This is a genomic window from Massilia putida, from assembly GCF_001941825.1.
Classification (GTDB): domain Bacteria; phylum Pseudomonadota; class Gammaproteobacteria; order Burkholderiales; family Burkholderiaceae_D; genus Telluria; species Telluria putida.
In genome coordinates this window covers 119,810-139,587 of the sequence record NZ_CP019038.1, presented here as the reverse complement: position 1 = coordinate 139,587, position 19,778 = coordinate 119,810, and the positions used below count along the sequence as shown (strand labels likewise).

Here is a 19,778-nt window from a genome sequence, read left to right as displayed (position 1 = left end):
TCAGTCTCCTTCGAAACCGGGCGTCGTCTTCGCCGCGAAGGCGTGATAGGCGCGGTGGAAGTCGTTCGTCGCCATGCAGATCGCCTGCGCCTGGGCTTCGGCCTCGAGGGCTTCATGGATACCCATGCTCCACGCCTGTTGCAGCATTTTTTTCGTCATGCCGTGCGCGAAGGTCGGGCCCTCCGCCAGGCTGCGTGCCAGCAGCAAGGCCTCGCCCAGGACCTCGTCGGGGGCGCACAGGCGGTTGAAGAAGCCCCAGCGTTCGCCCTCCTCGGCCGACATCGCGCGACCCGTGTACAGCAGCTCGGCGGCCCGCCCCTGGCCGATCAGGCGCGGCAGGATGGCGCACGCCCCCATGTCGCAGCCGGCCAGGCCGACCTTCGCGAACAGGAACGCCGTCCGCGCCCGCGTGCTGCCCAGCCGCAGGTCGGACGCCATCGCCAGGATCGCACCCGCCCCCGCGCACACGCCGTCGACGGCCGCCACGATGGGCTGCGGACAGGCCAGCATCGCCTTCACCAGGTCGCCCGTCATGCGCGTAAAAGCCAGCAGGCCGGGCATGTCCAGCCGCGTGAGCGGCCCGATGATCTCATGGACGTCGCCGCCGGAGCAGAAATTGCCGCCCGCGCCCGCGAGGACGACGGCCTTCACGTCGTCGGCGTAGGCCAGCGCGCGGAACAGGTCGCGCAGCTCGGCGTAGGCGTCGAACGTCAGCGGGTTCTTGCGCTCCGGGCGGTTCAACGTGATAGTGGCGACGCCGTCGCGCGCCTCGTAGAGGAAGTGCTCCGCGCGGTAGTCGGACAGCGTGGTGCGGCTGCGCGGCAGCGCATGCGGTTCGCCCTGCAGGTAACGCATGGTGTGCTCCTAGTCCTAGTCCTGGTCGTCGTTGTCGTTCAAGTGCCGTTTCATCGTGTCGAGCAGCGCGATCATGTGCGCCTTGTCGGCGGCGGGAATGTCGCGGAACAGGTCCGCCACCCAGCCTTCGTGCACGGCCGCCATCTCGGCGAAGGTCGTGCGGCCGAGGGGCGTGAGCTTGACCATGAATGCGCGCCCGTCCTGCGGATCGGGCACGCGCACGACCAGCCGTTCGCGCTCGAGCTGGTCCGCGATGCCCGTGACGTTGCCGCCCGTGACCATCATCCGCTGCGACAGCTCGCCCATCCGTAAGCCCTCCGGATGGCGCTCCAGCTGGGCCATCAGGTCGAAGCGCGGCAACGTGATGCCGAAGGCGGCGCGCAGGCGGCCGCGGATCGTGTTCTCGACGCGCGTCGTGCAGGCCAGCATGCGCAGCCACAGCTTGAGCGCCTGGTGATGCTCGCCCGTCAGGCGCGCCGTCAGGTCGGGCTTCACATCACCTCCCCGCCCGCGACGGCGACCGCCTGGCCGTTCATGGCCGAAGCAGCCGGCATGCACAGCCACGCCACGGCGTGCGCCACCTCGTCCGGCCGCACGAGCCGTCCCTGTGGATTGGCGGCGGCCAGTTCCGTGCGTGCCTGCTCCTCCGAGCGGCCCGTCTTGCGCACGATGGTGGCGACGGCATCCAGGACGATATCCGTCTCGGTAAATCCCGGACACACGGCATTCACGGTGACGCCTTTCACGGCCACCTCCAGCGCCAGCGCGCGCGTGAGCCCGACGAGGCCGTGCTTGGCCGCGCAATACGCCGCCACATAGCGGTAGCCCGTGAGCCCGGCCGTGGACGCGACGTTGACGATGCGTCCCCAGCCCGCGTCGAGCATGCCCGGCAGGGCCGCCTGGATGCAGTGGTAGGCGCCGCTCAGGTTCGCGTCCAGCATGCGCTGCCACAGCGCGGCGTCGGTGCGGCTGAACGGTGCCGATGCGGCCTGGCCCGCATTGTTGACGAGGATGTCCACCGCGCCGGCACGCGCGAACGCGTCGTCCACGCTCGCGGCATCGGTGACGTCCGCCGTCTGCCATGCCGTGCCGCCGCCCAGGTCGGCCGCCGCCGCTGCCAGTGCGGCCGCATCGCGTGCCATCAGGGTCACGCGCGCGCCGTGGTCGCGCAATGCGCGTGCGATGGCCAGGCCGATGCCCCGGCTGGCGCCCGTCACCACGGCATGCTTTCCGCTCAATGTGTCCATCAACCCTCCAGCAGCCGCGCCGCGATCTGCTGCGGCGTGAGGCCCGTGTTTGCCGCCGCCAGCTGGCGCTCGCGTTCCAGGTTGCGCTCCAGCTGGGCCTTGCCGGCGAGGTACTGCTTCGGCCACGCGACGGCCGTGTAGCCGATCCTTGCGGCTTCCGCCAGCGTCCAGGCGGGATTCGCCAGATGCGGCCGGCCCACCGCGCACAGGTCCGCGCGGCCCGCCGCGATGATGCTGTTGGCGTGATCCGCCTCGAAGATGGCGCCCACGGCGATCGTCGGGATGCCGGCCTCGTTGCGGATGCGGTCCGCGAACGGTGTCTGGTACATGCGCCCGAACTGCGGCTGTTCCGCCTTGCTCACCTGGCCGGACGAGCAATCGATCATGTCCGCTCCGGCCTCCTTGAACAGCCGCGCGATGTGCACCGCGTCTGCGGGCGTGATGCCGCCGTCGACCCAGTCGTGGGCCGAGATGCGCACGCTCACCGGTTTTCCCGCCGGCCAGACCGCGCGCATCGCGCGGAACACACGCAGCGGATAGCGGCAGCGGTTTTCCAGGCTGCCGCCGTAATCGTCCGTGCGGCGGTTGGTCAGCGGCGAGATGAACGACGACAGCAGGTAGCCGTGCGCGCAGTGCAGTTCGAGCCAGTCGAAGCCGGCGGCGTCGGCCGCCAGCGCCGCGCGCACGAAGTCGGCTTCGATGCGCGCGAGATCGTCGTCGGTCGCGGCCCGCGCGACTTGCGAGATGCCCGGCAGGTACTGCTGTTCCGAGGCGGCGATCAGTGGCCAGTTGTGGTCCGGGAGCGGCTGGTCGATGCCGTCCCACATGGGGCGCGTCGAGCCTTTCGGGCCGGCGTGGCCGAGCTGGAGGCCGATGCGCGCATCTGTGTGGCCGTGCACGAAGTCGACGATGCGCTTCCACGCGGCCGTGTGCGCCGGCGCATACATGCCCGGACAGGCCGGCGTGATGCGCGCGTCGGCCGAGACGCAGGTCATCTCCGCCATCACGAGCGCCGCCCCGCCCTGCGCCCGCGCGCCGAGGTGGACAAGGTGATAGTCGCCCGGCACGCCGTCGACGGCCGAATACTGCGCCATCGGCGAGACGACGATGCGGTTCTTGAGGAACACGTCGCGCACGCGCAGCGGCGTGAACATCGGCGGTACGTGCGTGTTCGCGGGCAGATCCACGCCCGCCAGCGCACACGCGCGCCGCGCGAACCAGTCCTCGAAGTGCGCGACATAGCCCGGGTCGCGCAGGCGCAGATTCTCGTGCGAGATGCGCTGGCTGCGCGTGAGCATCGAGTACGCGAACTGCTCGGCGTCGAGCGCCGTGTAGCGCTCCACGTTCTCGAACCATTCCATCGAATTGCGGGCCGCCGACTGGATCTTGAGCACTTCCACCGAACGGCTGGCCTGGTAGGCGTCGAGCGCGGCGCGCAGATCGCCGTCGTGTGTGCCGATAGCGCGGGCCAGCTCGATCGCATCTTCCAGCGCCAGCTTGGTGCCGGAACCGATCGAGAAGTGGGCCGTATGCGCAGCGTCGCCCATCAGCACCACGGGCACGTCGCCATTCCAATGGACCCACCGCCCGCAGACGATGCGCGGGAACGCGATCCAGATGGCGGCGCCCCTCAGGTGGGCGGCGTTCGACAGCAGCGGATGTCCGTCCAGGTGGTCCGCGAACAGGCGCTCGCAGAACGCGATGCCCGCTTCCTGCGGCATGTCCGCCAGGCCGGCGCGGCGCCAGACATCGTCAAGCGTCTCGACGATGAACGTCGAGGTGTCGCCGTCGAACTGGTAGACGTGGGCCTGGAACCAGCCGAACGCGGTCTCCTTGAAGATGAACGTGAAGGCATCGAATTTTTTCTTCGTGCCCAGCCACACGAAGCGGCAGCGGCGCGTCTCGATCGACGGCTGGAACGTGTGCGCGTAACGGGTCCGGATGCGGCTGTTCAGGCCATCGGCGGCGATCACGAGATCGGCGCCGTAGCGCCGGGCGACGGCCTGGTCGTCCTGCACGTCCGTCTCGAACACGAGCGTTACGCCGAGTTCCTCGCAGCGCCGCTGCAGGATGTTCAGCAGCCGCTTGCGGCCGATGCCGCAGAAGCCGTGGCCGCCCGACGTGATCCGCTCGCCCTTGAAGAAGACGTCGATGTCGTCCCAGTGGTTGAACGCCTGCAGGATGCTGCGCGCCGTCGGCTCGTCGGCCGCGACGAGGTTGCCCAGCGTCTGGTCCGAGAACACGACGCCCCAGCCGAACGTGTCGTACGGCCGGTTGCGTTCGACGACGACGATGCGGTGCCCTGGGTCCCGCTTCTTCATCAGCAGGGCGGCGTACAGGCCGGCGGGTCCGCCGCCGATGCAGACGATGTTCATGATTGTCGCAGTTTGAAGCGCTGCAGCTTGCCCGTCTCCGTGCGCGGCAGCTTGTCGGTGAAGCGCACGGCGCGCGGGTATTTGTACGGGGCGATCTGCGCCTTGACGAAATCCTGCAGCGCATGGGCCATCCCGGGCGTCGGTTCGTGGCCGGGCTTGAGCACGACGTGCGCTTCCACGATCTGGCTGCGCTCCTCGTCCGCCCGCCCGACGACGCCGCACTCCGCCACCGCCGGATGCCGCAGCAGCGCCTCTTCCACCTCGGCGCCGGCGATGTTGTAACCGGCCGAGATGATCATGTCGTCCGTGCGGGAGCGGTAGTAGAAATAGCCGTCCGCGTCCGTCTCGTAGCTGTCGCCCGTCAGGTTCCAGCCGTCCAGCACATAGTCGCGCTGGCGCTCGTCGGCGAGGTAGCGGCATCCCGTCGGGCCTTTGACGGCAAGGCGCCCGATCACGCCGGGGCCCACGGGATGGCCGTCGTCGTCGAGCACGCAAGCGCGGTAGCCGGGGACCGGCTTGCCGGTCGCGCCGGGACGGATGTCCGCGCCGCTGGCGGAAATGAAGATGTGCAGGATCTCGGTGGCGCCGATCCCGTCGATCATGGCGATGCCGGTGGCCGCCTGCCAGCCTTCGCGCGTCGCGAGCGGCAGCGCTTCGCCGGCGGACACGCATTTCTGCAGCGAGCGCAGATCGTAATGCGGGACGAGGGGCGTCATCTGGCGATAGAACGTCGGCGCCGTGAAGCAGACGGTGGCCTTGAAGCGCTCGATCGCCGCCAACAAGCCCTCCGGCGTGAGCTTTTCGAGCAGCACGCCGGCCGCGCCCACGCGCATGGGGAACAGCAGCAGTCCGCCCAGGCCGAACGTGAAGGCCAGCGGCGGCGTGCCGATGAAGACGTCGTCCGCGCGCGCGCCGAGCGTGTGGCGCGGGAAGCAGTCGCAGATCGCCAGGATGTCGCGGTGGAAGTGCATCGTGCCCTTGGGGACGCCGGTCGTGCCGGACGTGAAGCTGATGAGGCAGACGTCGTCGGCCGCGGTGTCGACCGCTTCGAAAGGCGCAGCGTGGCGCGCCATGCGCGTTTCCAGCCCGTCCGGTTGTCCGCCGCCCTGGAAATAGTAGACGGGCGGATGGACATCGGCCTGTTCGAGTTCGTCCGCCAGCGACCGGGCGCACAGCACCGCGTTGACCCGCGCCTTGTCGAGGATGACGGACAGTTCACGCGCCCGCAGCAGCGGCATGGTCGGCACGGCGACGAGGCCGGCCTTGAACACGGCGAGGATCGCGGCCGCCATCATCGGGCAGTTCGCGCCGCGCAGCAGCACGCGGTTGCCCGGCACGAGACCCATGTCGGCGCACAGCACGTGGGCGATGCGGTCGACCTGGTCGCGCAGCTGGGCATACGTCCACGTCACCTTCTCGCCGAGGACGGCGGTGCGCGCGCCGCGCCCGGCGTCGACGTGGCGGTCGAGCAGTTCGGCCACGCAATTCAGGCGCGCCGGATAGCGGAGCTCCGGCAGGTCGAACACGAGGTCCGGCCACAAGTCGGCGGGCGGGAGGTGATCCCGCGCGAATGTGTCGACGTGGGCCGAGGAACTTGACTCTGCAGCGGACCAGCTCGTCATGAAGCGCCCCCGGAGAAAAGGTCAGTCGGTGCTTACCGGGAGATACTTTAAACCTAAAGTAAATCGGCGCGCAACTCGGCTTGCATAGACAACCCGGATCCGCAAACGCAGTGGATCTTCGCCGGGGTGTTCGGCGGAGCACGGGGGCCGTCTTCGGGGGGCTGGCCCGCCGTGCTCTTCATGCCGATCAGTTGCTGTACAACAAGCCGCGTCCGGTGCCGGAGACGTAGATCCGTCCGTAGATGTTCTGGTCTGCCGCCATCACGCCGATACCGCCGAACTGGTGCGCATCGTCGTTGAAGCGCGTCCAGGTGGCGCCGCCGTCATCGGAGCGGTACACGCCCCACTGCCCGTTCATCACGCCCACCACGTAGACCGCGGCCGGGTACGAGGCGCCGGGAGCCGCCTTGCCCAGCGCTACCAAGGTGGCGCCCTGCATTTCAGGCCAGGACCACGTACCGTGGGTGCCCCAGAACGAGGTGAAGTTGGTGAGCTTCGTCCAGGTCGCGCCCGAATCCGTCGAGTGGTACATCGCGTTGCCGTCGGCCAGCCAGATATCGCCTTCCACGTTCGGGTTCACCGCGACGGACGTATTGCCGAAGGCGGTCACCATCGGGCTGGTGCCCTTGAACGCGGTGCTCTCCGTAAACGTGTGGCCGCCGTCCGTCGAGTACCAGAAGTGCGCCGTATCCGACCACTGGTTCCACCATGCGCCGCCCGAATCGTATGCGTAGACCTTGTTCGGGTTCCTGCGGTCCGCGGCCAGGCGGTAGCCGCGATTGATGCCGACGCTGGAAAGCGCGGGCAGATTGGTCCGGATCCATGTCGCGCCGTTATCGGTGGTATAGGACGACACCGAGTTGGCCGGTGCCCAGACCGCCTTGTTGCGCGCGCTGACCACGATATTCGATTCGCCGCTCGTGTTTTGCGCGCCTTGCGGCAGGCTGGCGAACGACGTCCAGCTCTTGCCGCCGTCGCCCGACCAGTCACCATAGGCGGCGCCGCTCGAGTTGACGACGCCGACGCTGGCGATGTAGAGCGGATCGGACCACGCCATGTCGGCGGCGTTGCCGCTGCTCCAACCCAGGCCGGGACCCAGTGTCGGCTTCGTTGCCAGGTCGGTATCCACCCAGGCGCCGACGTCGCCGGAGCTGTTGATGAACTTGTAGGGCGCTCCGGCCGGCGGCGTGGCGATGGCGATGGCGGCGGTTTCCTCGATGCCGTTGAGCGTGCTGTTCCAGGTCGGCGTGGCGGCGGAGGCGTTCCAGGTCTCGACGATGCCGCCGCCGTGGATGTGCATGATGTGGTCGGGGTTGGACGGATCGATCTCGACGTCGTCGACCCAGCCTGGAGCGACTTCGCCTGGCGTCATCGCTTCGATTTCGCGCCAGGTCTGGCCGTCGTCGTCGGACAACTGAACGATCTGCTGGCCGCTGAAGTTGCCCCAGGAGTTGGACACGCCCAATGCGATGCGGGTGGTCGCGCCGGTGCCGGAGACGGACAGTCCGCCCATGCCGAAGTTCAACCACTGGGCCGGCTCTTCGCTCTTGAGCAGGGTCCAGTTGGTGCCGTCGAACTTGTAGAGCCGGGCCGGTCCGCCGGCACCTGGACCGGCGCCCTTGGTGAACACCACGTAGAACATGCCGTCGTCGGCGCGCACCATGTGCGGGATGTGGTAGCCGGACACAGGGGTCGCAACCGGGGCCCACGTGGCGCCGCCGTCGGTGGACTTGACCATGTTCGACGCCAGGCCTGCCGCGGCCACGTAGTCCGGGGCGATGGCGGCGTAGATGGTCTGGGTTGCGGTCCCCGCATCCTTCGGGTGCTTCTTTTCCTTGTGCGGGCCCCTGATGTCGGCGTCGTACACGACCAGCTCGACGCCCATGGCGCTGCCGCCCACGGCATTGACCTGTTCCTGGCTCATCGTGGCGGTCGACAGCGACGTGACCTGGGCCCACGTTTGACCCGAGTCCGTGCTCTTCCACAGGCCGGCCGTGCGCGAACCGTAGAACAGCGTCGACGGCAGATTCGGGTCGACCATCAGGCGTTCGCCCATCGCGCGGCCGGCATTGTTGCCGCCCACCGGGAACGGCAGGTCGACGTGCGTCCACGTGGTACCACGGTCGCTGGAGATATACAGGCGGCCGTTGCCTTCGAACGTGTACATGCCCGTGGCCATGTAGACGACCTGGTCGTTGGTCGGATCGACGGCGAGGCTTTCGACGCCATGGAATCTGCTCTCGGCCGCACCGAAGCCCAGGCCGTCGGTAATGGCCGTCCACGACGACGTCTTCTGGTCCCAGCGGTATGCGCCGCCAATGTCGGTGCGCGCGTACAGGACGTGCGGCGACGTGGGATGGAAAACAAGGCCGGTGACGTAACCGCCGCCGCCGAACTTCACGCTGTTCCAGGTGGCGGCCGTCGTGGACGACACCACGCGGATGTCGGCGAGCTGACGCGGGGCGAGGCTGACGGTCGTCGCGCCGTTGTCCGTGCCACTGCCTCCGCAGCCGGCCAGAAGCGCGGCCAGCAGGGCCGGGACGACGACATGACTGTTGTGCTTCCTGTTCAAGATTATCTCCTCCTCTAATGGATCGTGGTTTGCATGTGCAGCTAGGACGACCAGCGCCGCGGCGCTGGCCCGGCCGCCGTGCCGGACGTCGTCCGGCCCAGTGAAAAGAAAGCAGCGCGTTTCCTCTCGGGGGGCGCTGGCCGGTTGCTGTAGAGCAGGCTGCAGCCGGGACTGGAGACATAGATCCGTTCGTCGTGATATGTGAATGATCGGAACTTGAAGTGCTTTCGGCCGAGGTCGCTCTTTTCAGCACTACAGTACGGGCTAGGCCTTGGTCCGCGTTAACGCCAATGGGAAAATTCCTATCAGCGAACAGAAATTGCTATAAATTGTCCGTTTTGTTGAGCGGTGCCGGCTGAACGCGCGCGCAGACATCCGGGGTGCATCGCGGGCCACCGGCTCGTCGAGGGGGAATGAGACGAAGAAACTTCGCAGAGGGCGAGGGCCGGGATATCCAGCCCGTCTGGCGCGTGTTGAAACGACTTGGCTAGCAGATTGCGTCGACCGGTTGTGTCGCCGGTGCGGCAGGATCGCACTCGGAGGGCACGGCTCGTTGGGTTGCCAGGCTTCTGAATGCCTTGGGCGTGCAGCCGTATTCTTCCTTGAACAGCTTATTGAAGTACGAGGGGTTGGCGTAGCCGACCGAATAGGCGATTTCCGCCATGGTCGCGCCGGCTTTATCGGTGAGCAATCTGGCGGCTTCCGTCAGCCTTAATTTATTGAGGTAACTGATGAACGTCATGCCGAGTTCCGTTTTCAACACCTCATTGATCTTACGGCGGTTCGCCGCCGTCCCTGCGACGACGCCCTCCAGGTCGAGTTCCGGGTTTGTGTAATTGGAGGCGATGAACCGCAGGATGGCAGCCTTTTCCTTGTCCTTGAACGGCTCCAGGGTCAGTTGCCGGTATGCCACGAAGGGCAAGTCTTTTCTTAGCCGGGAGCCCAGGCTCGCGGTCAGTGCGCGGGAATAAGCCCGGAAGAACCAGATGCCGAATGCGCTCCAGCCAATCGCCAGGATGGCCGCCAGTCCGGCGATATACCGATAATCGCGGCCGTGCAGCATGAGCTCACCGATCTCGACATGGGATACAACGTCGAACCGGCTTCGCTGGCTCGCTCTGAATTCGAAGGACGCGACATGGTCCAACTTATAGGACTGTCGCGACAGGTCGACGTTGACGGCGTCGAACCACCATTGTGGAATGGTGAGACGCGTGAGATCCAGCGAGACGGACACGCCCTTCTCATTGCAGGAAAAAAACGTCATGGGTGACGGGTAAGTCATACCGTCGCCCGCCTTCGAGATACTCTCGTCGAATGTGGACAGCGTGAATATCAGCGAATCGGCAGGCGCGCACTTGGCCAGGAAGGTGACGGTGGTGTACCTCGACAAATCCACCTGTGCCGGCTTCCCATCCCCGTCCTCCATCACCAATGCGACCGACACGCCTGGATAGGTCACCGCCCTCGTGAGCTTGAAATCAAAGCTGAGCGATCGCTGGCGCGCATCCCGAACACGAATCGTCGACGTGCCGCCGTAGGTGGCGTCCGTGGAGGTCGCAAGGTGCCAGCGCACACCGCCTCTCCCAGGCGCAAAGAGCGGCAAGGACGGGTAGCTTCGATAGATGCAAAAACAGGCGATCAGCGCATCCGCAACGAGAAGGAGAATGAGCGCGAGCAGCGCCTTCCTGTAGAAATCTTGCATATTAATTAACCGGGACGGCACCGCACACCGATCTCCGGCGGCCCAGGAAGTCATGACAGCAAAGATTCACGTGTCGTCGTGGACAGCACCTAATGCCAAAGCCAGCATTTCTATCAGAATGCAGAAATTTCCATTGATGCCGGCAAAAGTGCTAAGAGACCGGACGGGGGCTGCCGCCAGGTGATCGCGGCGATTCCGTGAAACCAAAACAAAAAGGCCAGCTTTGCGCTGGCCTTTTTGCTGAATTCTGGTGGGCGGTGCAAGTTTCGAACTTGCGACCCCAGCAGTGTGAATGCTGTGCTCTACCCCTGAGCTAACCGCCCTACTTTTTACTGCTTTGCTGCGATTGCGTCGCTGCAATGACGAGCATTATAGGGGGCGTTTTGCGTTTTGTCACCCCTGCAGAGAATATTTTCTCCAAACACATTCTCCCTTCACGCCCTTGTCGAGCGCGCCGAGGACGTTCTCGTGCTCGGCCAGCTCGTCGGCGCTGGCCGGCAGCACGAGGATATCGCCCAGCGGACCCGCTTCCAGCACGAGGCCGCCGCCGCCCGACTCGACCTCGACGTCCATCGACAGCGTGTTCTGGCCGCGCGTCATGGCCAGGTAAACGTCGGCCAGCAGCTCCGAGTCGAGCAACGCGCCGTGCAGCTTGCGGTGCGCGTTCGAGATGCCGTAGCGGTCGCACAACGCATCCAGGGAGTTGCGCTTGCCGGGGTGCAATTCCTTCGCGTGCACGAGGGTGTCGATCACGTTGGAGCAATGTTCGACGAATGGCGGCAAACCAATGCGTTCGAATTCATGGTTCAGGAATGCGAGGTCGAACGGCGCGTTGTGGATGATGATCTCGGCGCCCTGCACGAATTCGCGCAGCTCGTGGGCGATCTCGTGGAACTTCGGTTTATCGCTGAGGAACTCGGTCGTCAGGCCGTGGACCGCCAGTGCCGCTTCGTCCGAGTCGCGCTCGGGATTGATGTAGCGGTGAAAATTATTGCCGGTCAGCTTGCGGTTGAAGATTTCGACGCAACCGACTTCGATGATGCGGTCGCCGGTGCGCGGATTCAGGCCTGTGGTTTCGGTATCGAGGACTACCATACGGTTAGTGCGTGTTTGTAAACTCATTTTATTGTGCGGAAGCGGCTACGTAGCGGGAAAGTGATGATACCACACTAAAAAAAGCAAATTTTTCTAAACAACACTTGCTCACAGTGTAAACAGCGCTTACTCTACCGAACAAGTAATGCACAGTGTAAACAGCGTACAACAATGGCCTTTCAGATCAAATCCTTCATCGCATCGGATGGCGAGCGCTTCTCACAAATCTACGATGACGAAGGTGGTTTTCCACTTTTTTACCCCACCGCGTATATCGCCCGATCCAAGCGCCTCGAGACCGAACATGAAACCCAAAAAGTTTATCTGGCAGCTATCAAACGGCTCTGCGAGTGGGAAGTCCAGAAAGGAGTTAGCCTAACGGTTCGCTTTCAAAAAGAGAGTTCCTACTTCCCCATGAAATTCATGAGTTAGCAACGTGGATGCGATCTGCACGCCGAGGAAAGCCTGGTGAAACAATCAGTACGGCCAAAGCGAACACCTATATCAATTATGTGGCGCACTACATCCAATGGCTTGCTGACGAGGTCATTACTGACTCGTATGATACCGCAGTTAGGGAAGCAATTATTCACCAGGACAGGAAGCTCAAAGGACAGATAGCAAAAAAGCCGGCTCGAATTCGGCAAAAATGCAGAGAATCTTAGGCAAGCGATTGTCTGAAGAAGCAAGAACACATTTATTTCATTTATGGGAAAACCCTCTGGATAAGCTTTATCGCCCTGCAGATACCGGACCTAGGATACGAAACGTAGTCATGCTTCGAGTACTCTACGAAACCGGCATGCGGCGGGGCGAACTGTTGAGTCTTAAGCTAGGGCAATTTGCGCACGCGACAGGAGGCGAAACGGCACAATTGGTGATAGAGAGAAATCACCACGACGAATACGATACGCGGGTGCATCAGCCGGTAGCGAAAACGAGAGGCCGGATTGTGCCGATCACCGACGAATTAGAGGAGCAACTACTAGAGTATATAGTTAGCCATCGCGCCGAGGTTCCTGGCGTCGGTTTTTCCGATGACGATTTTATCTTTGTGACGCACCGTGCCGGTCGCGAACAAGGGGCCCCGATCCAGATCGCCACCTTTGATCAAGCCCTTCAAAGCTTGAAAAAGGCTTTCCCAGCCATACGTCACGTTCACCCCCACCTCCTCAGGCACGATTGGAATTACCGGTTTTCATCCGAAGCCGATAAAAAGGGACTGGATCCGCACAAAGAACGGGAGCTTCGCTCGATTTTAATGGGCTGGACTGAGAACTCTGAAATGGCGTTGCTCTACAATATGCGTCATACTCAGGAAGAATCTTTGGAGTTAGGTCTGATAGTAGCAAGCGATACGAAAAGAGACCTCCCTCCCCAAGTTGAAACCTCGTGAGAAATTCATGTGAATTGGACTCGCCGACCGCAACGAAGATTTTAAATACTAGAAAGACGCGATGAGAAGCACCGCCTTGGCCGCTCCGTCAATTGACAGCGACCTTTCCTCTAATCTAGAGCAAACAGCCCGTCCTTACTCACGAAACGGTGATTTCCGCTGGGACGGGATATGGTTTGATTTTGTCGGAATGCGCAGGACCAACTGTTCCGCGTTCAAATGTTTAGATAACGAAATTGCCCAGTCACTGCGAAAACATATATTGCAATTCGCAAACGAACAGAAGCAGATATCAAATAATACGTTTGTGCAGTGGATAGAATCTCTTCGTCATATGCTCGCAACCTATCCTACTAAAGAGTTTGATGAGACGTGGGTACGTAAGGCACTGACCAATGACACCTTCGCTAAGGTGAGAGCAATATCTGAATTATTTTTCCTTTATTGGATCGAACGTTTCAGAAAAGCCATAAAACCAGAAGCGCTGCAAATCATAGCAAAGACTAGGCGACCGCTCGTCCATAATCGAAATGTACTGTCAGACGACCCCGAAAAGAGCTGGCTCACTGAGGATGAATACGAGGCGTTGTTGAGATGCATTTGGATGAATTACGATGAGGGCAACCTCAGCACGCAGTCTACTCTTTTAAGACTGCTATCGATGCAATACGCTCGCCGGCCCATCCAAATCGCAGGACTTAAGATCTCTGATTTTGTGGAAGACGGGGTTGACGGGACGGTGGATAGCGGACGAAGGATACTGTTTCCGGGAGCAAAGGATATAAATGCCGAGCACCATTTCCGCGACAGCAAGGTCGAAGTGCATCCAGTCGCCGATCATTTGTGGAACCTGTTCGAGCTTCAGAAGAACGAAATTAAGGAGCTTTTTGAAAATCGTCTTGAAATCAAGCTATCTGAGGCCGACACTGTTAGGTTGCCACTGTTTTCTGCTGCCTACCAGATTGAAAAAGCTGTGAGTGTCCTCACCGTTCACTATGGTTTGGACTGGAAAGATCATTTGGATCATCGCTTATTTCATCTGAGTCGCTCCGCTACCTATCATATTCTCGATTGGAGTAGTCATCAGGCGGGGCGAGGCAATTCGCGACTATCGATAACGCCTCCGATTAGTCATCGTACAGGCAATCCTATCTCGGTGACCGCTACTCGTTTGCGCCATACCCGTGCTCGACAGCTTGCTCGTCTAGGAGTACCGAAACATGTGCTTTCGTTCTGGTTGGGACACACAAAAGACTGCTCCCTTGATGCTTACTACAACGATCCCGCGGAAGAAGCGAGGAAAATTAACGAGTCAATGGGTTCTGCCCTAGTTCCCCTGGCGCTGGCATTCACAGGGAACCTGATCGATGACGAGTCACAAGCATCGCGGGCCGACGTTCCTGAAAGCAGACTGGAGTTTGCTAACGAAGGGCGTTTAGAGACCGTAGGAAACTGCGGCAAATACTCCTTTTGCGCAACGACATCTGTGCCTGTGCCATGCTACCGGTGTAAGCATTTCGAGCCGTTAGTTTATGCACCCCATGACGAGGTTCTGCAAGCTCTGTTGAAGAGGCAAGACGAAGAAAGAGCGATGATCAGGATTGGCGGAAACCGGAAGTTGCTCACTCCAATTGACCTGTCAGCAGATATCAGGGCTGTACGTGCTTGCATCGAGCGCTGCAACGCTCGAAAGCAAGAACTCGAAAATTAATATGGTCGATATCATTCAGTTTACGCCACGCAAAGAGCTTTCTGCCCAGCGCAATCTGGAAGCCTTTATTACCCTCTCCAGGGATATTTTGACGACTTGGTCCGCAATTGAAGGGTTTGTTTGGGAAGCGTCCGAGTGGAAGACAACTTACCGTTCGGTTAGATTTGTGAACGAGGAAAGTTGCTCGCTACATCACACCATCGAACCGCGAGTTGATCAACTAATGCATCCACGATTTGTGGAGGTGGCAAAGGCTTATATACGCTATCGCCATCACGAAGCGCCACACAAAAACATCGCCCGCGAAATGACTGCATTTCGCGCCTTGGAATTTGTTCTTCGAAAAAACATGGAGGTGCCAGATATTACCAAAGTCAAACTGAGACATTTCGACGAGGCGATTGCAGTTCTCGGTCGCTTGAAAGCAGCTCCATTCCTTGCAGCTGAGCTCTTGCGGATTTTGAGGAATCTGGCGGCGTACGGTATCGTCACGAACACCGCTCAATACTGGACGCATCCCTACGTTGGGAAGTTAAGCTGGGACAGAACAAACGGATCGCAAGCCCCGAAGATCATAAAAGATAACAAAGTTGCGGATCAGGATGCCTTACTAGCAATCGGCGACGTTTTTAGCCGCGGATACATTGAGCCACTAAGCGACCAAGATCATCTCATTACTAGTCTCACCGCCGTTCTGTTAAGCGCTCCGAGCCGTGTCGGCGAAGTGATCAGGTTTAGAACTGAGTGCTTGAGTAGCGACCAGGACAAAGACGGCGATGTTCAGTATTACCTGAGATACTGGGTCCCGAAAATTAAAGAATATGTGAGGAAGCCAATCCCCAAAGTGATGGCCGAAAGCGCGCTAGAAGCCATCAAACGGCTGAAGCAAATCACCGAAGAAGGACGACGTCTCGCTCGCTATTTCGAGACCAATCCCACAACCTTCTACCGCCACGCGGACTGTCCGCGTGTCCCAGACGACCAAATCCTGACGCGCGAAGAAGTAGCTCGCGCGCTAGGTTTCGCAAGTCGAAAGTCTGTCGAAGACTACATTAAGAAATGGACGGGGGCACGAAAACTTACTGGCTTCACATTGAATTCTCTGTGGGCAATTGTACTTAAGGATCATCAGCAGTCAAATCCGTACTTTCCATATCAAGAGTCCATTGAGGGCACGGCCGTGCTGCCACCAAAAATGTCGGAGTCTTTACTGTGCACTCGTCGCTATCAATTCTCGAGCGACTGGAGCGCTAGTCCGGTTCTCCTGGCACCATTCCATCGAGACTATTACGCTAAGCGGTTAGGTGCTCCTTTAGGACAGAGTCACAGGAATCGACTTGTGATGTGTTTCTTTGATCGTCACGGTTTCGAGTCAATCAAGCTTAAGTCTCACGGCATCCGTCATATGCTGAACAGATTGGCAAAACAAAGTGGAGTCTCGATAGAGACGATTACAGCCTGGAGTAGCCGTTCGTCTTATCGTCAAACGCTTACCTACCTCGAAAACGATCAAGGTGAAGCTGCTACAACTGCCTCCAAGTTGATGGGCATGAGTAGTGACCAAAGCGCGAAGGATCCGGTCACCAGCGAAGAGGCAGAAATCTACGGACAAGGACCCATTCACCGTAGCCGGTACGGTCTATGTCGTCGCAGTTGGCGAGCTGGTGCATGCAACAAGTTTGGCGACTGCTTAAACTGTTCAGAACTCCTGATGTGCAAAGGCGATAAGGTCGCAGCCCAGATTGTTGCTTTAGACCGGGAAAATTTGGTGAAAACGTACAAAGCCGCCCAGGAAGCCATTGTACGTGGAGAGAGGTCAGCGAGCCGTTGGCTAAGGGTGGCGAGGCCGCAAATTCTCCGCTTGAACCAACTACTGGCCATCCTAAACGATCCAACGATCGAAGACGGCAGTCCGATCGAGCTCGCCGGCACTGACTTTAACCACGAACAGACGCTGATTAACGAGAAGGCTGAGCACGCCAATATCAAAATCGTGCCACGAAAAGAACTGGTCCTCGAGTATGGTAGTGATCTGCTTGCATGTCTAGATGAACTAAGGGGGGAACGGAATGCCTAAGGCAATCACGCCAAGCGACGTTAAGTTAATCGCAGAGATGATCCGGGAATGGCCAAAGGGCCAGCCCTTCAAATGGGAGACAATTTGTTTGGGCGCAAAGAGCATATTGGGTTATGAACCAACCCGGCAGGCCCTCCACAAGAAGCCGGTGCTCATGTCCGCCTACGAATCAAAGCGCCAGCAGTTGCGGACTGCAGTAGCGACGTTGAAAAAAGTCGCTCGCCCACAAAGCATGCTCGACGCAATCGAACGGATCGCTAAGCTGCAGGAGGAGAATGACCTGCTGAAAGCAGAGATGCAGAAGCTGGCGGAAATCGCGAATCGCTTTATTCACAACGCCTCTGCTGCTGGCCTTTCACGTGAAAGGCTTATGGCGCCCCTCCCGAAAAAGGAAAAAGGATAAAGTCCCGGATTTATACGTTCTGTGCACGACTGAGAGATTTGCCGTATGCCCCGTCGGTGTCTCTAACCGCACGCGGCGGCTCCATCGTGCACCACCGCACCACGTAGTTCTTTGACAGGTCGATACCAACTGTCGTGATCTACATGATGCTGCCCCCTTGGTTCAAGTGGCTGCTCGATACTTCCACTTTGGCACATCGATGCCGTTATGGGTGGGGCGTCTATCCCATCATTATCTACTTTCGGCGGCACTTGGCTGTTCAGTGTACGGTCGGCGACAGGCCGCTTACTTTCGTTAGACGATGCCCGCCACGCCGGAATTGAAGTCAAGCATAGGATTGGCTGGTGATCGAACAGCCGCCCCTAGCCCTGGTGAGAGGCTTTATTGCTCATGTGCCTTTTTCTACAGTCACGCTAGGATTGGCAAGTTCGATCGCGTTTACGGCCTATGCTCTAGGGGAAGTGCGGTCTTTATTAGGTTTTATTGAAGGCTAAATAAAGTCGAATAATTTCCTGCAAGACACTAGATTCTGCTGAACTACTTTCTATCGAGCTGCGTCATGCGCGCCATAAGCTCAAGCATGAGTCGAGCAGCACAACCAGCACCTGCTTGCAGTCGTCAGACGACGTGTGCCAGGCCGAAACCGAAGCCAAGCACAAGACTGGCAGGTGACCGCACGGCAGCGCTTACACTGGTCGCAGGCTTTATAGGCGTGAACAGGTGGCCCAAGAACCTCTGAAATGGCACTGAGCGGGATAAAAATGGTGCGACGCCACAGAAAAACGCCAATGGCGAGTCGCAGTATTTTGTATCGTCGTGTTCATGGATACAAAGTAGGCCGCGGCACATTCACGCTCCCGTTGTTCTTGAAGTGCATGTACGCTCCCGGGGGGCAACACGATTAAGCTTTAGCGCTAAGCGAAGAATCAGGCCCGCCATGCCCTTCCGCCGTAGGTGGTACGGGCCAATCGAGCATCGCGGCTACACGACGGATTACCCACCGCGCCTCGTCTTCGGAAGTCCACCGCGTGGCAATCAGTCGGGCAAGGTACTGGTCGAGAATCTCAAGCTCGGACATGTGAGAGCGCTTCCCGGCTTTCGACTCAAGAGATTTCGCTGACATCTGTCTAGCAAGGTCCTCGCACATATCCCATTTGGCGAAAATTTCCGGCGGTGTGCAGCCTGGACTGTAAAAGCGTCCTTTGTACTCCGTCATCAAGAGCTTTGGCTGCGCGCCTGAAACTGCACTGAGGTGTACTGGGCGCGGGAAGTCCGCCGGAACTTGCGCATACTGCTCTTCGCAAATTGGTTCAGATGCTAAGTGCGGTTTGTTGTCCATTTCACTACCTCCATAGTGAACCGCCCCGGCTTTCGTGGAGGCCGGTTAGTGTGAGTCAGGCCGGGATGGCTTGACTGCTCAGTTGCTTGTAATAGTTTGCCTCAGCTTCGGCCGGCGGTATATAGCCGAGTGGCTCAAGCAGGCGGTGGTGGTTAAACCAGGACACCCATTCCAGCGTGGCCAGTTCGACGGCCTCACGCGTCTTCCAAGGAGCGCGGCGGTGGATCAACTCAGCCTTGTAGAGTCCGTTGATGGTCTCGGCCAAAGCGTTGTCGTAGCTGTCGCCCTTGCTGCCCACAGACGGCTCAATGCCGGCTTCTGCCAGACGCTCGCTGTACCGAATCGACACGTATTGCGAGCCGCGGTCGCTATGGTGTACCAACGCGTTTCGTTCCGGCTGACGCGCGTACAAGGCCTGCTCCAAGGCGTCGAGGACGAAGTCTGTCCGCATCGAGCTGCTGACACGCCAGCCGACGATGCGCCGGGCAAAGACGTCGATGACGAAAGCTACGTAGACGAAGCCCTGCCAGGTCGAGACATAAGTGAAATCGCTGACCCACAGCTGGTTCGGCCGCTGCGCCTTGAATTGGCGGTTGACCCGGTCGAGCGGGCATGGCGCCTTCGCATCCGCTACCGTGGTGCGCACGACCTTGCCGCGCATGACGCCTCGCAGGCCGGCCTTGCGCATCAAGCGCTCCACCGTACAGCGGGCCACATCGGTTCCCTCACGCCGCAGTTGGCGCCACACTTTGTCGGCCCCGTAGACCTGCAGGTTCGCCTGCCAGACCCGTTCGATCTCGACGCTCAGCACGTCGTCGCGCTGGACTCGTGAACAGCGCAGTGCCGGATTGCGCTGCTGCGCCGCGTGTCGCCAGTAGCCCGACGGCGCGACCTGCATCACCCGGCAGATCGGCTCGACACCGTAAGCATGGCGGTACTGGTCGATGAATGCCCTCACGATTTGAAGCGGCGGTCGAGCTCCGCCTGGGCGAAAAACGCACTCGCCAGACGCAGGATCTCGTTTGCCTTGCGCAGCTCGCGCACTTCACGCTCCAGCGCCTTGATGCGCTCCTCCTCGGCGGTGGTCGGCCCTGGACGCTGGCCGGTATCGCGCTCCTGCTGGCGTACCCAGCGACGTAGGGTTTCAGGTGTGCAGCCGATCTTGGCTGCGATCGATTCGATGGCTGCCCACTGCGAGTTGTACTCGCTGGCGGCCTCGCTGACCATGCGCACGGCGCGCTCGATGACTTCTGGGGAATACTTGGGTTGCTTCTTCATAGCTCCATTTTCTCAAACAATGGAGCCTCTACAAAACCCGGGGCGGTTCAGTGGGGCCCGAACATGGGCGTTTGGTCAGGGGTTGGCGACAGCGTTACCCCAG

General features: G+C 60.5%; 16 protein-coding genes, 1 tRNA gene and 1 other annotated feature. Of the genes, 6 read left to right on the top strand and 11 right to left on the bottom strand.

Annotated features, from left to right (window positions below; translation table 11 throughout):
* From BVG12_RS03025 to dnaQ, 9 genes are all read right to left on the bottom strand, one after another.
* Positions 1-855 (bottom strand): enoyl-CoA hydratase family protein, encoded by an 855-nt coding sequence (locus tag BVG12_RS03025; protein ID WP_075791129.1) that lies wholly within the window; start codon positions 853-855, stop codon positions 1-3.
* A gap of 15 nt (positions 856-870) precedes the next feature.
* Positions 871-1,350, bottom strand: coding sequence for a MarR family winged helix-turn-helix transcriptional regulator (locus BVG12_RS03020; protein WP_075791128.1), 480 nt, complete (start codon positions 1,348-1,350; stop codon positions 871-873).
* Positions 1,347-2,102 carry an SDR family NAD(P)-dependent oxidoreductase gene (locus BVG12_RS03015; protein ID WP_179966250.1) on the bottom strand — a complete coding sequence of 252 codons (756 nt, stop codon included), beginning with the start codon at positions 2,100-2,102 and terminating at the stop codon, positions 1,347-1,349. The genes BVG12_RS03020 and BVG12_RS03015 overlap by 4 nt, the downstream gene beginning before the upstream one ends.
* A complete protein-coding gene (locus BVG12_RS03010) occupies positions 2,102-4,477 on the bottom strand; it encodes a bifunctional salicylyl-CoA 5-hydroxylase/oxidoreductase (RefSeq protein ID WP_075791126.1) in 2,376 nt (791 codons plus the stop codon). Before BVG12_RS03010 ends, BVG12_RS03015 begins: the two co-directional genes overlap by 1 nt.
* Positions 4,474-6,099 (bottom strand): AMP-binding protein, encoded by a 1,626-nt coding sequence (locus BVG12_RS03005; protein WP_075791125.1) that lies wholly within the window; start codon positions 6,097-6,099, stop codon positions 4,474-4,476. The genes BVG12_RS03010 and BVG12_RS03005 overlap by 4 nt, the downstream gene beginning before the upstream one ends.
* A 187-nt stretch (positions 6,100-6,286) precedes the next feature.
* Positions 6,287-8,671 (bottom strand): sialidase family protein, encoded by a 2,385-nt coding sequence (locus tag BVG12_RS03000; protein ID WP_075791124.1) that lies wholly within the window; start codon positions 8,669-8,671, stop codon positions 6,287-6,289.
* A gap of 487 nt (positions 8,672-9,158) precedes the next feature.
* Positions 9,159-10,376, bottom strand: a complete 1,218-nt coding sequence (locus tag BVG12_RS02995; protein ID WP_075791123.1) for a helix-turn-helix domain-containing protein — start codon at positions 10,374-10,376, stop codon at positions 9,159-9,161.
* 248 nt (positions 10,377-10,624) lie between these two features.
* Positions 10,625-10,699 (bottom strand) — tRNA-Val (locus BVG12_RS02990).
* 70 nt (positions 10,700-10,769) lie between these two features.
* Positions 10,770-11,471: a DNA polymerase III subunit epsilon gene (gene dnaQ, locus BVG12_RS02985; protein WP_156895515.1), complete on the bottom strand. Its 702-nt coding sequence runs from the start codon at positions 11,469-11,471 to the stop codon at positions 10,770-10,772.
* A gap of 171 nt (positions 11,472-11,642) precedes the next feature.
* Here dnaQ and BVG12_RS34440 point away from each other — a divergent pair, with 171 nt between their 5' ends.
* The 6 genes from BVG12_RS34440 to BVG12_RS33790 all read left to right on the top strand — a co-directional run bounded on the left by BVG12_RS34440 (position 11,643) and on the right by BVG12_RS33790 (position 17,552).
* A complete protein-coding gene (locus BVG12_RS34440; protein WP_169926785.1) occupies positions 11,643-11,903 on the top strand; it encodes a hypothetical protein in 261 nt (86 codons plus the stop codon).
* Positions 11,904-12,144: 241 nt separating this feature from the next.
* A complete protein-coding gene (locus tag BVG12_RS34435; protein ID WP_169926784.1) occupies positions 12,145-12,867 on the top strand; it encodes a site-specific integrase in 723 nt (240 codons plus the stop codon).
* Between the two features lie 61 nt (positions 12,868-12,928).
* Positions 12,929-14,578 carry a site-specific integrase gene (locus BVG12_RS33795; RefSeq protein ID WP_156895514.1) on the top strand — a complete coding sequence of 550 codons (1,650 nt, stop codon included), beginning with the start codon at positions 12,929-12,931 and terminating at the stop codon, positions 14,576-14,578.
* A gap of 1 nt (position 14,579) precedes the next feature.
* Complete coding sequence (locus BVG12_RS02970; RefSeq protein ID WP_075791120.1) at positions 14,580-16,655, top strand: integrase; 2,076 nt, start codon at positions 14,580-14,582, stop codon at positions 16,653-16,655.
* Positions 16,648-17,058 carry a hypothetical protein gene (locus BVG12_RS02965; protein WP_075791119.1) on the top strand — a complete coding sequence of 137 codons (411 nt, stop codon included), beginning with the start codon at positions 16,648-16,650 and terminating at the stop codon, positions 17,056-17,058. The genes BVG12_RS02970 and BVG12_RS02965 overlap by 8 nt, the downstream gene beginning before the upstream one ends.
* A gap of 344 nt (positions 17,059-17,402) precedes the next feature.
* Positions 17,403-17,552 (top strand): hypothetical protein, encoded by a 150-nt coding sequence (locus tag BVG12_RS33790; RefSeq protein WP_156895513.1) that lies wholly within the window; start codon positions 17,403-17,405, stop codon positions 17,550-17,552.
* A gap of 407 nt (positions 17,553-17,959) precedes the next feature.
* On the opposite strand, the gene BVG12_RS33785 is transcribed toward BVG12_RS33790, so the two are convergent.
* Positions 17,960-18,397: a hypothetical protein gene (locus tag BVG12_RS33785; protein ID WP_156895512.1), complete on the bottom strand. Its 438-nt coding sequence runs from the start codon at positions 18,395-18,397 to the stop codon at positions 17,960-17,962.
* A 55-nt stretch (positions 18,398-18,452) separates the two neighbouring features.
* Positions 18,453-19,675 (bottom strand): IS3 family transposase gene (locus BVG12_RS02960; RefSeq protein WP_156895495.1). Its coding sequence is split into 2 segments (ribosomal slippage): positions 18,453-19,387 and positions 19,387-19,675, totalling 1,224 coding nucleotides; the frame shifts between segments, so codons are not numbered across the junction.
* Positions 19,281-19,397 (bottom strand) — a sequence feature (AL1L pseudoknot). Its footprint overlaps the gene before it by 117 nt.
* Positions 19,676-19,778: the final 103 nt, after the last annotated feature.

Excerpts from the sequence above, each read along its gene's own strand:
- BVG12_RS02995 (WP_075791123.1), bottom strand. The coding sequence starts at position 10,376 with ATGCAAGATTTCTACAGGAAGGCGCTGCTCGCGCTCATTCTCCTTCTC.
- BVG12_RS03015 (WP_179966250.1), bottom strand. The coding sequence starts at position 2,102 with ATGGACACATTGAGCGGAAAGCATGCCGTGGTGACGGGCGCCAGCCGG.
- BVG12_RS33795 (WP_156895514.1), top strand. The coding sequence starts at position 12,929 with ATGAGAAGCACCGCCTTGGCCGCTCCGTCAATTGACAGCGACCTTTCC.
- BVG12_RS03010 (WP_075791126.1), bottom strand. The coding sequence starts at position 4,477 with ATGAACATCGTCTGCATCGGCGGCGGACCCGCCGGCCTGTACGCCGCC.
- BVG12_RS02965 (WP_075791119.1), top strand. The coding sequence starts at position 16,648 with ATGCCTAAGGCAATCACGCCAAGCGACGTTAAGTTAATCGCAGAGATG.
- BVG12_RS03025 (WP_075791129.1), bottom strand. The coding sequence starts at position 855 with ATGCGTTACCTGCAGGGCGAACCGCATGCGCTGCCGCGCAGCCGCACC.
- BVG12_RS33785 (WP_156895512.1), bottom strand. The coding sequence starts at position 18,397 with ATGGACAACAAACCGCACTTAGCATCTGAACCAATTTGCGAAGAGCAG.
- BVG12_RS03005 (WP_075791125.1), bottom strand. The coding sequence starts at position 6,099 with ATGACGAGCTGGTCCGCTGCAGAGTCAAGTTCCTCGGCCCACGTCGAC.
- BVG12_RS02970 (WP_075791120.1), top strand. The coding sequence starts at position 14,580 with ATGGTCGATATCATTCAGTTTACGCCACGCAAAGAGCTTTCTGCCCAG.
- dnaQ (WP_156895515.1), bottom strand. The coding sequence starts at position 11,471 with ATGGTAGTCCTCGATACCGAAACCACAGGCCTGAATCCGCGCACCGGC.
- BVG12_RS34440 (WP_169926785.1), top strand. The coding sequence starts at position 11,643 with ATGGCCTTTCAGATCAAATCCTTCATCGCATCGGATGGCGAGCGCTTC.